Source organism: Chlorobium sp. N1, assembly GCF_004332115.1.
GTDB lineage: Bacteria > Bacteroidota > Chlorobiia > Chlorobiales > Chlorobiaceae > Chlorobium.
In genome coordinates, this window is record NZ_SJPA01000001.1 from 360,736 (window position 1) to 375,193 (window position 14,458).

Genomic DNA, 14,458 nt, shown 5'->3' on the forward strand with positions numbered 1-14,458 from the left:
CAGCCGTGGAATGGGTTCTATGGGTATGGCGGCATCCTGAACGGCCGCATGCAATGGAGAACAGCTTGCCGCGCCTAAACGATGCAACGGAGAGCCGTTACTGAATGTATGAAAAAATCAGGCGCCAGTCACCCCCTGACAGCGACCCGTTCATGCAGAGGCGCTTTCGAAACAGGGATTTTTTGCGTACACTTTGCTTGCTGAAACCGCCAACAACCCTTCCCCGACCGCCATGCGCATTTCACGCAAGATAGAGATCGATTACGGCCATACCCTGCCGAACCACTTTTCGTTCTGCAACCAGCTGCACGGGCACCGCGGCGTCGTGGTCGCCACCGTCGAGGGACCCGTCGTCGAACAGCGGGGCGACAGCCAGGAAGGGATGGTGATGGATTTCAAGTTCCTGAAGGAGATCATGGTGAAGCACGTCCACGACCGCCTCGACCACGGTTTCGCCGTCTGGAAGGAGGATCATGAAGATCTCGAATTCATCCTGAAGCGCAACACCCGCGTGCTCGTCACCGACGAGCCTCCGACGGCCGAGTACCTGGCCAAGTGGGCGTTCGGGGAGATCAGGAACCACCTGCCGGAAGGCATCGCCCTGAAGAACCTCCGCTGGTACGAGACGCCGAACAACTGGGCGGATTATGACGGACAGGGGGAAAAAGAGTAGGAGAAAAATCAGTCAAGGAGAAAAGCGTTCGACATGATGTATTCGATGATAATTATCGGGGTCCTGAGCATCGTCCCCTTCTGGTGCAAGGAGTTCTGGTGCAGGGAAAAGCCTCTCCCCCCCATTGAAGCCACCCGGAACGCGGTCGTGGACACTGAAAAACGATGCAGTACAGCCTACATCCATGAAGGCAACATCATGCGCACCCAGTGTTTTTTCGAATCGAATTTCGGCATTGCCGTACGGATGACGAAATCGGTTTTTCTGGAGAACGGAAAAGCCTTCACATCCGACTACTTTCTCGGATTCTATGCCGAGAACGAACCTGCCCTGACTGCAGTCAACCAGGAAATGGTCTCCCTGCATTTTGCCGATGGATCCAGCTATGAGGCAGCAGGCTGCAATGACGACAACTCCGTCTGCTCGCTGGTAAGAGAACGAGGGTTCATTCCCGACAACCCTGACGTCGACAGCTACAACATCTACGGAGGGATCGGAATGAAGGAGTCGAAAAGCGGCCTCCTCCACCGGCTGGGAAAGAAGCGGATCATCGCCGTCTCCATCCAGGGAGTAAAGCATCCTATCGACAATGAGACCGGGGAAAAAATCAGGACGGATTTCCTGAAGCTCACCACAACTCCCTGAACCGTTCCAGCCGGGACATGCACGTCCAGGCCGGCGGCTCAGCGTCTCGAGGCATGAATCGCCAGCACAAAGCGCGCTCCCCTGGAAGAAACGCCCTCGTAAAACAGCACCGCCCTGAAATCGGGGCGGCTCCACACCCACTCCTCCTTACCATACACGACCGAAGGAGCCCCCCACGAACGGCTGAGCGCGGCAATCAGGTCACGGCTGAAACCACGCCTCGGATCGGGACGGCTCACCACCTGCACGGAAACGACCCGACGCGGACTGGTGCTGTCGTCGCGCAGTGTAACGACTGTGGCGCTGCCAGGCATCATCCGGGTAAGCACGGAAGCCTCAGGCTCACGGCTTTCAGCAAACGGCTCGTTGGCCAGCAGTTCGTCATACCCCCTGCCGAGATAGCCGGCGGCATGCTCCCATTCGGCAAAACCCTGCCGCCGGAGAGAATCGGCGCTCCGGCCGAAAAAGGTCCGGAAAGCCGCTTTCCGGCGCTCCTCCATAGCGACTTCGGAAGCCGCCGCCCCTGAAACACGGTCCGAATCGGCCCGGGAATGCAGCGCCCTTACCGAAGCCGGATCGAGCAGGCGGAGATGGTCCGGAGAGGTCGAGAATACCTGGTCGATGATCGAAGAGGGAACATGCATCCGCGTCATGTAGCGGAGGCTGGCCTCATGAAGAAGGGCTTCCGCCGAACGGACCCGTTCAGGAGAACGCTGCTCGTGGAATGATTCGGGATAATAGGGGCAATGCACGGCCAGAAAGTCCCCTTCGCGCTTCACTCCGCCGATATAGACGAAAAAAGCCGCGCTGGCACAGGTGCAGTTCTTCGGATCGTCCGGAACGGGCCCTGTTCCGGAAGGGCCGCCGCACCGGGGCCGGTGTGACGGCGACATGGCCGGCGCAACCGAGGTGAGCTCCAGCCGACGCATGGCCATGCCGATCTTCATGGCCTCCACGACGCTGCCGCCCGGCGAAAAGACATACACCCTCGAAACCCGTCCCTCCCCGGCTTTGACCGCCCCGAGAAAAGCCTCGTAGTCCCCGCTGCGGATATGACCCTCGATGACGACGGCACGCGGAAAGCCCTCACCGGCATCGACGGTGCGGATATCGGCTGCACGTACGGAAGCGGAGAAAAAAAGAGCCGTCCACAAAAGCGGAGCCGCCCGAAAAAGAAAGGAAAGCCTCATTACATCAAGAGTTCGATACCGGGAATCATGCCCCGAGGGGGATACGTCCGCGCAATATACCATCCGCCAGCCCTAAGACGGAACCCTAAAAAACGACAGGGCCGGCCCCGTGGCCAGCACCGGCAGGGAGCCGGAGGAGTTGCCGCAGAGACCACCTGATACCCTCGGCAGCACGAACGGCATTGATAACAATGCTTAACAATGCTTGCTGAATATGCCGGCTATCATTATCTTTTCATTAAGCGACAGGAACTCTTCGCCTTTAGTACCCCAAAGCAGTACCCCCATGAAAAAGAACGCCTCCCCCATCACCTCCCAGCTGCACTCCACCCAACAGCTTGCCGGCAAACAACTCATCACCGCCATCGGAAAAGATGCTGAGCTGCACTCAAGGCACGGCATGCATGACTTCGAGAGCGACTACGATTACCTTGAGCCTCTTTCCAGGACCACAGACAGCGTGACGCATGGCCCCAGGGCCGTCGACCCGGACGATACACCGGGAGGAGCCGACCGAAGAGTGGACAGGATCGCTCCTGAAGTCGTGAGCTTCAGTCCTGCCGACGGCAGCCAGAACGTCGCGCTCGATGCCAATATCGTCTTCACCTTCAGTGAAACCGTCACTGCAGGCAGCGGGCTCATCGAGCTGCACAGCGCCTCAGCGACAGGCGACGTGCTCTACACCTTCGACATTGCGACCAGCGGCGCCATCTCAATTACCGGCAACGTCCTGACGATCGACCCCGCATTCAGCCTTGATGCCGGAACCCACTTCTATGTCACCATCGGTGAAGGAGCCATTACCGACCTGGCAGACAACAGCTATGCGGGAACCTCTACGTATGATTTCACCACCGTTGCGGCAACCGATGTCGTGGCTCCCACCCTTACCGGTTTCAGCCCGTCCGACGGCAGTTTCGACGTGGACCCGGATGCGGATATCCTGATTACCTTCAGCGAAGCTGTAACGGCAGGCAGCGGCCTCATAGAACTGCACGACGGATCAGCTACAGGCGAGGTGCTCTACAGTTTTGACGTTGCAGACAGCAGCGAGATCACGTTTTCCGACAACCTCCTCGTCATCGACCCGACCTTCAGCCTTGATGGCGGAACGCACTTCTATGTCACTATTGGAGCGGGTGCCGTGACCGACCTTGCCGGCAACAGTTTTGCAGGCACTGACGCCTACGATTTCACCACCAGCGTACCCGAAGCGACATGGGATCCGGTTTCCGGGTACGGCCTCGTCAATGTCGATGCAGCGCTTGAGCTTGCCACGGGACTTGAGATCGCCGATGCCGACCTCTACGGCGACGGTTATGGCGTATGGGACTGGGGTTTGAACCTCATCGAGGCCCCGGATGCGTGGGCAGCAGGATACACCGGCGAAGGAATCGTCGTGGCGGTCATCGATACCGGCGTCAACTATTTCCACCCCGACCTGTACGACAACATCTGGATCAACACGCTTGAAATCGAAGGAAACGGCATCGATGACGACGGAAACGGATTCGTCGACGACGTCTACGGCTACGACTTCGTAAACGATGACGGATACGCCTTCGACGACAACGGCCACGGCTCCCACGTATCGGGAATTATCGCCGGCATGTACGACGACATCGGCGTAACCGGCGTAGCCTATGATGCATCCATCATGGCCGTGAAAGTACTGGATTCGGACGGTAGCGGAACGTTCCTCGATGTCGCTTCTGGCATTTACTACGCTGTCGACAACGGCGCCGACGTCATAAACCTCTCCCTGGGGGCGTATGGCGTAATCTCTTCCGATCTGGCCCTTGCCCTCAACTACGCCTTCGACAGCGGCGTCATCGTCAGCATGGCCGCAGGCAACGACTATCTTTCATCCCCCACCTACCCCGCCACGCTTGCCGAGACCGACGGAGGGATCGCCGTCGGGGCCATCGACAGCACCGAAACCGTCGCAGCCTTCAGCAATGATGCGGGAACCACCGAACCCTACGACTACGTCGTGGCTCCGGGGGTAAGCATCTACAGCACCTACCTCGAGGACTCCTACGCCATCATGAGCGGCACGTCGATGGCGACCCCGTACGTTTCGGGCGTTGCCGCGCTGCTGCTCGATGCCCAATCCGACTTTGCCGCCGACTGGACGCTCGACCAGCTCGAGGAGATCATTGCAACCTCCGCCCAGACGCTTGACTCGCTCATCGAAGCTGCCACGGAAGGAACTGCGGCCGAAACAGGAGAGAGTGCGGATGCGGCGACGCAGACCGAAGCGAACCTTGATGGCGTCTTTGCCTCCGACGACAGCCCCATGGCGGAGATATCCCTGGACGGCATCACCTCGTTCTTCGATGAGCTTCCGGAAGTCTTTATCGCCTGAAGCACCCCATCCATCCATGGCGATATGCACCGGAAGAGCACCTGAACAGGACCCGTGCATATCGCTCCCGACGACGGCCCGTGTCCACGGGCCGTATCACGGTGGAACACCTTACCACAGCAGCCAACAGCGCATACAACGCTGAAGACATCCCTCCCCCTGCTGGCACGCGACTTGCCGAAGAAAGCTGAGCAGCCATTTTCAACACAAACAGGGAGCCGCCATGCAGAACGGATCGCTCTTCAAGAAACTCTTCGACTTCTCCTTCAAGGAGTTCGTCACGCTGCAGATCGTGCAGTACCTCTATGTGCTGGGGATCGTCTTTGCCGCCATCACGGCCCTCGGCACGATGGGTGCCGCCGTCGGAGCGATGCAGTACAGTTTCTGGCGCGGGGTGGGCGGGCTCCTGATGGGCCCCGTCGTCTTTTTCCTGCTCACCCTCCTGGCCCGACTTCTGCTCGAGGCGCTCGTGGCCACGTTCCGCATCGCCGAGAACACCACGATCCTCGTCGAGCGGAACGAACGGCTCTAGGCCCGCCTCAGCCGGCCACCCTCCGGCGCACGATACGGAGGCTCTGCACGAGGATGTAGAGCGCGAGCGCGATGAGGGTGAGGGCGATCGAGGCGAGCAGGTACTTGCCGGGCTCGGCCGAGAGGAACTCCCTGGTCTTTACGACAAGGGCGCTGATGGTGGTAATGAGCATGAGCACCGCAGGCACGGCCGTCAGCTTCCAGTTTCCGCCCTTCCTGAAGAGCCAGACGCTCGTGACGATGAACACGACGCTGGCCACCAGCTGGTTGGCCGAGCCGAAGATCGGCCATATCGATTTCCAGTTGCCGAGCGCAAGGATGGCCGAAAGGGTGCCGATCACGAGCGTCACGGCGTACTTGTTCTTCATGCCCGGAATGCCGAAGGTCTCGCCGAGCAGCTCCGTGCCGACGTAGCGCGTGATGCGCGTTGCCGAATCGAGCGTCGTCATGACGAAGGTCTTGAGCATCGTGATGCCGATGAGGGCGCCGAACGCGCCGAGCAGGGGCTTTGTCAGCTCGCCGTAGCCGAGCCCGAAGGTCTTGATCCATCCCCCCTTCTGGAACGCCTCCTGGTAGACGTAGCCGTGGGTGCCAGCGGGAAGCTCCTTCCAGTAGAGACCGGCCGTCACGGCGACGATGGCAAGGACCGCCAGCGCCGACTCGGTGACCATGGCGCCGTACCCGACGGCCCGGATGTCCTTCATGGTCGGCAGCTGCTTCGAGGTCGTGCCGCTGGCCACCAGGCTATGGAAGCCCGATACCGCGCCGCAGCCGATCGTGATGAAGAGCATCGGGAACATCCAGCCCTGGTCGGTGGAGAAGGCCACGACGGGAGGCGCATGGAGCTCCGGACGCGAGAGCAGGAGGCCGGCGAAGCCGAAGAACATGCCGGCGAAAAGCACGAGGGCCGCCAGGTGGTCGCGGGGCTGGAGCAGGAGGGTGACCGGCGTTACGGAGGCGATCATGCCGTAAAGGATGAGGATGAGGGTCCACCACTGTGCCGGATTCGAAACCGGCAGGCTCACCGGGTAGCGGTAGCCGAGCACGATGAGGCCGAAGAGCATGAGGACGCCGAGCACGGAGGAGATCGGAATCGAGAACCCGCGATGGTACATCAGCCAGCCGACGAGGGAGGCGACGGGAATGAGGCCGACGGTCGGCAGGACCACCTCGGGAGTGTTGGCCAGCGTCTGGCCGGCGATGGCGGCAAAGACCGCAACGATGAGGATGAGGGTCAGGAAGACGAACAGGCTGAAAACGATCTTTGCGTTCCGGTCGAGAATGTTCTCGGTCAGGTCTGCAATGGAACGGCCCTCGTTCTTGGCCGAAATGGCCAGGGATGCGAGATCGTGCACCGCCCCCATGAAGATGCTCCCGAAGACGATCCAGGCGAGCGCGGGCAGCCAGCCCCAGTAGAGGCAGGCAATGACCGGGCCGATGATGGGCGCCGCTCCGGCAATGGAGGCGAAATGGTGACCGAAGAGGATCAGCCAGTGCTTGGCCGGCACGAAATCCACCCCGTCGTGCTGCTTGACGGCCGGCGTCTCCTCGGCCTCGTCGATGCCGAGCTGCCGGGCCAGCACAGGACTGTAATAGCGGTAACCGAGATACAGCAGAAGCAGCGAGAGAGCCGCAAGAAGAATGGTGGTCATGGAGAGGGTCGGACGATGGGGTGAACGGTAATTATTGGGAAAATAGTCAATTCCACAAATATACGGCACGCTCTCCACCGGAAGCCCGGAGAAGCGGCGTCAAAAGGATATAGTGCCGTAAACGCCCCCGCCTGCGAATGGAAACAGAATGGAGAACATATGACGAGAAGAGTGCTGGCGATACTGCTGCTGCTCACGACGAGCGGCTGCTCCCTCCACCTCCGCAACCACCACGACCGGCGCGACCGCAACGACGACCGGCGGACGGAGGAGCGGGACCGTCGCGACGAACACAGGGATGGGAAAAGGGACGAAGGGCGTGACGAAAAGACCTGGGAGAGGGACGACTACAGATAGTCGGAAAACCGTCACGAACACCCGGCCGGAACCGGTTCGACAGGCATGGATTTGAGCGGGCTGCTTACTTCCGGAGTACGAAAAAGAGCGGCCTCTGGCATGGGGTTTACAAAAACCTCCGTGTCGGTATCGTGACTACCACTATGGGCGGAAAAACAAACCAGGTCAACCAAGGGGGCACCATCGCGGAAACGGTTGAGCAGAAAGCCGAGCCGCACCGCACACTCATCCTTGCATGAGTCCAAAGATCACTCCTCCCTGCTCGTCCAGTAGGCCTCCCCGGCCTGCTCGATGAGCCGGAACCGGCCGCTCTCGAAGAGCTCCCGGAGCCTCGACTCGGCTTTCCCCGGCTCATCGGGGAAACACTCCTCGAGGGCGCTTTGGAGCTCGCGCACCTGGACCGGGTGGCGGAGGGTGATCGAGCTGACCGCCTCGAGCAGGTCCGGGGCGCCCCTGAGATCCATCGAGCCCTTGACGGGATGGACGACAGGAGCGACCTCGTCGAAGAGCCGGACCGCGCGCTCGATGCGCTCCGGCTCCGGAAGCCGGACGTCCTTCTCGGTAGAGGGGCGGGTGGGGATGACGAGGTGCACCATGTCTGGCCCGACCTGGCGGAGCGCCAGGGCGATGTCCCGGAGGGCCTCCTCGGAATCGTTCACCCCGCCGAGCAGCATCACCTCCACCCAGAGCTTTCCCTTGTACACTCTCCGGAACGCCCGGAGTCCCTCCAGATGGCGTTCGAGGGTGAACCCCGGTGCCGGCCGGCTGATCTTCTGGTGAAGCTCCTCACTGCCGGCATTGAGAGACGGGAGCACGGCGTCGGCCCGGAGCAGTTCCCGGCGCACCTCGTCGAGATGGAAGAGCGAGCCGTTGGTGATGACGGCCACCGGAATCGGGGTGAGCGCCTTCACTTCCGCGATAAGATCGCCGAGACCCCGGTAGAGCATGGTCTCGCCGGAACCGACGAAGGTGATCCAGTCGATGTGCCGTCCGGAGTCGAGCGCCTCCTGTATCTCGGAGAGGATCTCCGCGGGAGGGAAGAACTCACGGCGTTCAACCGCGTACTCCTTCGTCCGGCCGAGCTGGCAGTAGATGCAGTTCCAGGTGCAGCTCTTCATCGGCAGCAGGTCCACGCCGAGCGACTGGCCGAGCCGCTTCGAGGGGACCGGTCCGAACACGTGGCCCGCGTGCGGGGCCTTTCTCTCTTCGAGGGGTGCCATAGTTCAATCGACTCCGCTGTTTGCCAGGACCTCCGAGAACTTCACCCGGCTCTCCTCCTCGAACGCCTCCTTCGATATCTTCGGCAAGAGCAGGCTCGCAAGTCCGAAGGCGGCGATCTCCAGGCCGAAGATCGCGCTGTATGCCATCATGTAGCTTCCGCTGAAGGCGTGCACCACGTCGCGGATGACGCCGGCACCGAAATGGCCGAGGAACATCGCAAGGCTCTGCGCGGTGCCCCAGAGGCCGATGTAGACGCCGCTGCGGCCGGCCGTCATGGTCATCATCATGGTGATGTTCGACACGCTCGAGGCGCCGAGCCCGATACCGGTGACGACCAGGCCGATGCGCAGCAGCTGCTCGTCGAGGCTGAAACCGGACACGATGACGATCGAGAACCCGACCATGCAGAAAAGATTGCCGATGAGCGCTCCGCGCTTGTTGCCGATGCGGCCGAGCAGGAAGCCGGTGATGAGCATGAAGACGAGCTGCATGCCGCCCATGGTCGGACGGAAGAGCTTGGTGGTCACACCGACCGGCATGGCGAAGACGTCTGCACCGAAGGGCTCCATGACGATCTCGTTGGAAAAGAGCGCGAAGATGGAGAGGAAAATGTAGAACGCGAAGAACATCGTCTTCGGAGAGCCGGAGAGCAGCCGGATGGACTGCACGAAGCCGAGCGACTCCTCCGCACGGCCTTTCCTTCCGACGGCGTTTCGCTCCTCGACGCCCGCAAAGGCCACGAGCCCGATGAAAAGGGCGACAAGACCGCCGACGACGCCGACCGCCATCAGCCGCTCGGGAGTATAGACGTCCAGGTAGGACCCGACGACGCGGGCCGAAATGATGGTGGTGAGCACCATGAGGGTCCAGCTCGAGGAGGTCACCTTGCCGATGTGCTGCTCACCCACGTAGTCGGCGATGAGCGCGTAGTAGGCGGTGGTGGCCACCTGCAGGCCGAAACCGAAAAGCAGGAACACCACCATGAGCTGCCAGAGGCCGAGGTCGAAGAGGACGGCCGGGAACAGGGTCGCGAAATCCGTTCCGCTGACCTGCACCTGGTAGGCCGCAACGGGAGCGTACATGAACGCAGCGACGCAGCTCAAAAGGCCGAGCAGGATGAAGGGGGAGCGCTGGTAGCCGAAAACGAGCGAGCGGTCGGAGAGATTGCCGGCCCAGACCTTGACACCGAAGACGGCCAGCAGCTCCTTGAGGCTGATGAGGCCGAAAACGATGGTGAAGGCGATGCCGAGCTCCTTGACCATCACGCGGTTGAGCGTATCGTGGAGAAAACCCAGCATGATGCCGAAACCCATCTGGAAGAGTGCGAGGCGGACCAGATTGAAAACGCGCATGAGAGCACAAAAAGATGTTAGGGAAACGGCGGGAAATATAACAAAAAAGCGGCGGCAATCAGCAGAGCCGGCCGGAGAGGGCGGCCGCGAGGCCCGTAAGCCGCCCCTTCGAGCTGCACCGGCCGACCGCAACCTGCAGCGCGCGCGGCTCACCGATCACCATCACCAGCTTCTTGCCGCGGGTGACCGCCGTATAGACGAGGTTGCGTTCGAGCATCGGGTAATGGAGCATCGAAAGCGGAACGACCACCGCGGGGTATTCCGATCCCTGGCTCTTGTGGATGGTGATGGCCCAGGCCGGGGCCATCTCGTCGAGCTCCGCCTGCAGGTAGCGGACCTCCCTCCCGTCGAAAAGCACCCGGAGCTCCCCCTCCTCGTGATCGATCGAGTCGATGATGCCGATGTCGCCGTTGAAAACCTCCTTCTCGTAGTTGTTGACGGTCTGGATCACCTTGTCGCCACGACCGTAGCCGACGCCGAACCGCTCGATGCGCTTCCCGCCCCCGCCGTTGAGCCGTTCCTGCAGGAGGGTGTTCAGCGACTGGGCGCCGAGCGGCCCCTTGTTCATCGGGGTCAGCACCTGGATCTCCTGCAGGGGGTCGAGCCCGAAACGCTCCGGGATGCGCTCGGCGACCACCTGCAGGAGCTTGCGTCGGATCTCTTCGGGCGTGGAGGCGGATACGAAGTAGAAATCCGAGAGTTCCCCACCCTCATGATGGAGGAGCGGCTCGCCGTGGTTGATGCGGTGGGCGTTGCGGATGATGAGGGAGCTCGCCGCCTGGCGGAAGATCTCGGTAAGTCGCACCACCGGCACCGCGCCGGAGGCGATGAGGTCGCTGAGCACAGCGCCCGGTCCGACGGGAGGCAGCTGGTCGACGTCGCCGACGAGGATCAGGGCGGCGCCCGTCGGCACCGCCGGAAGCAGGCGGTTCATCAGCACCACGTCGATCATGGAGGCCTCGTCGACGATGAGGAGGTCGGTATCGAGCGGATGGCTGGAACAGCGCCTGAAATCATAGGTGGCGGGGTCGAACTCCAGGAGGCGGTGGATGGTGCGCGCGTCTCGGCCGGTCGCCTCCGCCAGGCGCTTGGCGGCCCTGCCGGTCGGGGCGGCAAGCAGCACCTTGCGGCCGAAGACCTCGGGCACGGAGAGCAGGGTGCGGATGATGGTGGTCTTGCCGACGCCCGGGCCGCCGGTGATGACGAGCAGCTTGCTCGAGAGCGCAAGGAGGACGGCCTCACGCTGTGAAGGGGAGAGCTCGAGGCGGGAACGCTCCTCGGCCTCCCTGAGGGAGCGTTCGACGTCGATACGGCCCCAGGGCAGCTTCCCGCCGGCGATCCGGGTGATGGCGGAAGCGACCCCCTGTTCCGCAGCCCAGAGCGCCTCGAGATAGAGGTGTCGCTCCCCGCCCTCCCCGTCGGCGACGATACGCCCCGAGGAAAGCTCGGTACGGAGGGCATCCTGCAGGACGGCGTCGGGAATCTGCAGGAGCCGGCGGGCCGAGTCGAAGAGCATCGCCTCCGGAACCCGGCAGTGGCCCCTCGAAGAGAGCTCCTGCAGCACCCAGCCGAGTCCGGCACGGGCGCGCAGCGGCGAATCCTCCGCGATGCCGATGCTGCGCGCGATGGCGTCGGCCGACCGGAATCCGATGCCCGCGACGTCGCGGCTGAGCCGGTAGGGATCGCGCGTTATGAGGCCGACGGCTCCGGCGCCGTAGGCCTTGTAGATCTTCAGCGCCCGGGCCGTGCCGACCCCGTGTGACTGGAGGAACATCATGATCTCCCGCACCGCCTGGTGCTCGCGCCAGGACTCCACGATCCGAGCCTGCTTCTTCGGCCCGATGCCCGCAATGTCGCGCAGCCGTTCGGGCTCCTTCTCGATCACCCGGAATACGTCCGTCCCCCAGGCGCTCATCATGAGCGAGGCCAGGTGCGGCCCCACTCCGCCGAGCATCCCCGAGGCCAGGTAGCGTTCCATCCCCTCCCGGCTCTCGGGGGCGATGACCGAGAGGCTCTCGGCCCTGAACTGCCGCCCCCACTGCCGGTCGTCCTGCCAGTGCCCCAACGCCTCGACATGCTGCCCCTCCGTCACCGAGGCAATGCAGCCGACCACCGTCATGAGAGGCTCGTCCTCATCGACGGAAAGCCGGAGCACGGAGAACCCGGACTCGGGGTTGAAGAAGGTCACCTTCTCGACCACCCCGCTGAGCCGCTCCTGCGCCGTACCGTTGTCAGGCTGCTGCATCATTGATAAAGGACCTCCGGAAGAGTGCGCCGAACGGAAGGATGGCCGGACGGGGCGGATTTGCAAATCAGGGTGAATTTAAGTAATGTGAAGCGAACATACTCATCTTGGGGGTGCTGTCCGTGAGACGGCTGAGATCACACCCTTGTAACTTGATGCAGGCAATGCTGCCGCAAGGAAAGATGAAGCAGGACCCTCCGGCCGCAACGCCTTTCCCGCCCGCTTCACCTCCCGCGCCGCACCGCCTTCAGCAGAGAACCCTGAACCATGGCCCACTCCGACGCCGACCAGCACTGCCCCGACCGCCTCTACGGCAAGTCCTCGAAGAAGATCCACGTCGACGGAGCCATCTGGCCCCTGAAGGTCGGCATGCGCGAAGTCACCCTCTCGCGGCCCTACGTCTCGGGAGGACAGGAGTTCAGGACGTTCCCCCTCTACGACACCAGCGGACCGCATTCCGATGCATCGGCCAGGGTCGATTACGAAAAAGGAATCGCCCCCCTGAGGGACGGCTGGGGGTTCATCGGGCGCGAAACCCTGGAGGCTGCGGAATCCGCCCCCGAAGGCTCGATGACCCGGCGCATTCCGAGGATGGCCAAAGCAGGCTCCGCCGTCACCCAGATGCACTTCGCCCGCAACGGGGTCGTCACCCCGGAGATGGAGTACGTGGCCATCCGCGAGAACCAGCGGCTCGAGGAGTGGATCGCCTCGCACGGCCGCGGCGGCGTGCATGCAAAACCGGTCACCGCGGAGTTCGTGCGCAGCGAAATCGCCGCCGGCCGGGCCATCATCCCGGCCAACATCAACCACCCGGAACTCGAGCCGATGATCATAGGCCGGAACTTCAGGGTGAAGATCAACGCCAACATCGGCAACTCCGCCCTCGGCTCCTCCATCGCCGAAGAGGTCGAAAAGTCGGTATGGGCATGCCGCTGGGGCGCCGATACGGTCATGGACCTCAGCACCGGCAGGAACATCCATACCACCCGCGAGTGGATCCTGCGCAACTCCCCCGTCCCGATCGGCACCGTACCGATCTACCAGGCGCTCGAGAAGGTCGGCGGCGTGGCCGAAAAGCTCACCTGGGAGCTCTACCGCGACACCCTGGTCGAACAGGCGCTCCAGGGGGTCGACTATTTCACCATCCACGCCGGGATCCTGCGCCGGCACCTGCCGCTCGCACGGCAGCGCATGACCGGCATCGTCTCGAGGGGCGGCTCCATCATGGCCAAATGGTGCGCGGCCAACGGGAAGGAAAACTTCCTCTACGAGCACTTCGAGGAGATCTGCGAGATCCTGAAAACCTACGACATCGCCGTCTCGCTCGGCGACGCGCTCCGGCCCGGCAGCATCTCGGACGCCAACGACCCGGCACAGTTCGGAGAACTGAAGGTGCTCGGAGAACTGACGGAGGTCGCCTGGCAACATGACGTGCAGGTGATGATCGAAGGGCCCGGACACGTGCCGATGCACATGATCGAGGAGAACATGCAGAAACAGCTCGAGTACTGCCACGGAGCGCCCTTCTACACCCTCGGCCCGCTCGTCACCGACATCGCCGCAGGCTACGACCATGTCAACTCCTCGATCGGCGGCACCCTGATCGCCATGCACGGCTGCTCCATGCTCTGCTACGTCACCCCGAAGGAACACCTCGGCCTGCCGGACCGCGACGACGTGCGCGAAGGCGTGGTGGTGCACCGCGTCGCCGCCCATGCGGCAGATATTGCCAAGGGCAGCCCTGCTGCCTGGCTGCAGGACGAACTCATGAGCCAGGCGCGCTTCGCCTTCGCATGGGAAGACCAGTTCAACCTCTCGCTCGACCCCGAGCGGGCGCGCAGGCTCCACACCGAAAGCCTCAGGGCCGCCGGGCATACCGATCCCTCCCCGGACTTCTGTACCATGTGCGGTCCGGACTTCTGCTCGATGAAGAAAACGAAGGAAATAAGAAAGCCCGTCACATGACGGGCTTTTGAGTCAATTACGCACATCCTTTCTGGTGCGTCAGGCGATCGGCCACCCAGACCTTGATGAGTGACTGGCGGGAAACGCCCAACCGCTTCGCTTCCCTGTCGAGAGAATCGACCATCCACAAAGGCAACGCAACGCCCACCCTTTTCCGGGACTGATTGACACGCCGGGCATGCCCGAGATCGAGGAACGGGGTGATCTCCCTGTCGCCCTCGAATACCCTGTCGAACTCTTCGGCTCTCATAAATCGCAA

At 62.4% G+C, this 14,458-nt stretch carries 12 protein-coding genes and 1 riboswitch; of the genes, 6 read left to right on the top strand and 6 right to left on the bottom strand.

The window, feature by feature from the left end:
- The first annotated feature begins 232 nt into the window (after positions 1-232).
- Both E0L29_RS01635 and E0L29_RS01640 read left to right on the top strand, forming a co-directional pair.
- Positions 233-673 carry a 6-carboxytetrahydropterin synthase gene (locus tag E0L29_RS01635; RefSeq protein WP_131353859.1) on the top strand — a complete coding sequence of 147 codons (441 nt, stop codon included), beginning with the start codon at positions 233-235 and terminating at the stop codon, positions 671-673.
- A 147-nt stretch (positions 674-820) separates the two neighbouring features.
- Positions 821-1,318: a hypothetical protein gene (locus tag E0L29_RS01640; RefSeq protein WP_131353861.1), complete on the top strand. Its 498-nt coding sequence runs from the start codon at positions 821-823 to the stop codon at positions 1,316-1,318.
- A 38-nt stretch (positions 1,319-1,356) separates the two neighbouring features.
- On the opposite strand, the gene E0L29_RS01645 is transcribed toward E0L29_RS01640, so the two are convergent.
- Entirely contained in the window at positions 1,357-2,508 is a 1,152-nt protein-coding gene (locus E0L29_RS01645; protein ID WP_131353863.1) for a hypothetical protein, read from the bottom strand.
- A 286-nt stretch (positions 2,509-2,794) separates the two neighbouring features.
- On the opposite strand from E0L29_RS01645, the gene E0L29_RS01650 reads away from it, so the two are divergent.
- Both E0L29_RS01650 and E0L29_RS01655 read left to right on the top strand, forming a co-directional pair.
- Entirely contained in the window at positions 2,795-4,876 is a 2,082-nt protein-coding gene (locus E0L29_RS01650; RefSeq protein ID WP_131353865.1) for a S8 family serine peptidase, read from the top strand.
- Between the two features lie 223 nt (positions 4,877-5,099).
- On the top strand, positions 5,100-5,408 hold the full coding sequence (locus E0L29_RS01655; RefSeq protein WP_131353867.1) for a DUF4282 domain-containing protein: 309 nt from the start codon (positions 5,100-5,102) through the stop codon (positions 5,406-5,408).
- Between the two features lie 7 nt (positions 5,409-5,415).
- Here the strand turns inward: E0L29_RS01655 and E0L29_RS01660 are convergent, their stop codons facing one another.
- Entirely contained in the window at positions 5,416-7,059 is a 1,644-nt protein-coding gene (locus E0L29_RS01660) for a carbon starvation protein A (RefSeq protein WP_131353869.1), read from the bottom strand.
- Positions 7,060-7,218: 159 nt separating this feature from the next.
- Between E0L29_RS01660 and E0L29_RS01665 the strand changes: the two genes are divergently transcribed.
- Positions 7,219-7,416: a hypothetical protein gene (locus E0L29_RS01665; protein ID WP_131353871.1), complete on the top strand. Its 198-nt coding sequence runs from the start codon at positions 7,219-7,221 to the stop codon at positions 7,414-7,416.
- Between the two features lie 248 nt (positions 7,417-7,664).
- Here E0L29_RS01665 and E0L29_RS01670 read toward each other — a convergent pair whose 3' ends face one another.
- From E0L29_RS01670 to E0L29_RS01680, 3 genes are read right to left on the bottom strand one after another with little or no spacing between them, the layout of a single operon-like run.
- The gene (locus tag E0L29_RS01670) at positions 7,665-8,636 is read right to left on the bottom strand and encodes a radical SAM protein (RefSeq protein ID WP_131353873.1); all 972 of its coding nucleotides are present in this window, start codon (positions 8,634-8,636) and stop codon (positions 7,665-7,667) included.
- A 3-nt stretch (positions 8,637-8,639) separates the two neighbouring features.
- Positions 8,640-9,989, bottom strand: coding sequence for a BCD family MFS transporter (locus E0L29_RS01675; protein ID WP_131353875.1), 1,350 nt, complete (start codon positions 9,987-9,989; stop codon positions 8,640-8,642).
- Between the two features lie 58 nt (positions 9,990-10,047).
- A complete protein-coding gene (locus E0L29_RS01680; RefSeq protein ID WP_131353877.1) occupies positions 10,048-12,237 on the bottom strand; it encodes an ATP-dependent RecD-like DNA helicase in 2,190 nt (729 codons plus the stop codon).
- Positions 12,238-12,333: 96 nt separating this feature from the next.
- Positions 12,334-12,430: riboswitch (TPP riboswitch) on the top strand.
- A 71-nt stretch (positions 12,431-12,501) separates the two neighbouring features.
- Between E0L29_RS01680 and thiC the strand changes: the two genes are divergently transcribed.
- On the top strand, positions 12,502-14,199 hold the full coding sequence (gene thiC, locus E0L29_RS01685; RefSeq protein WP_131353880.1) for a phosphomethylpyrimidine synthase ThiC: 1,698 nt from the start codon (positions 12,502-12,504) through the stop codon (positions 14,197-14,199).
- A gap of 16 nt (positions 14,200-14,215) precedes the next feature.
- Here the strand turns inward: thiC and E0L29_RS01690 are convergent, their stop codons facing one another.
- Entirely contained in the window at positions 14,216-14,449 is a 234-nt protein-coding gene (locus E0L29_RS01690; protein ID WP_131353882.1) for a CopG family transcriptional regulator, read from the bottom strand.
- Positions 14,450-14,458 lie beyond the last annotated feature (9 nt).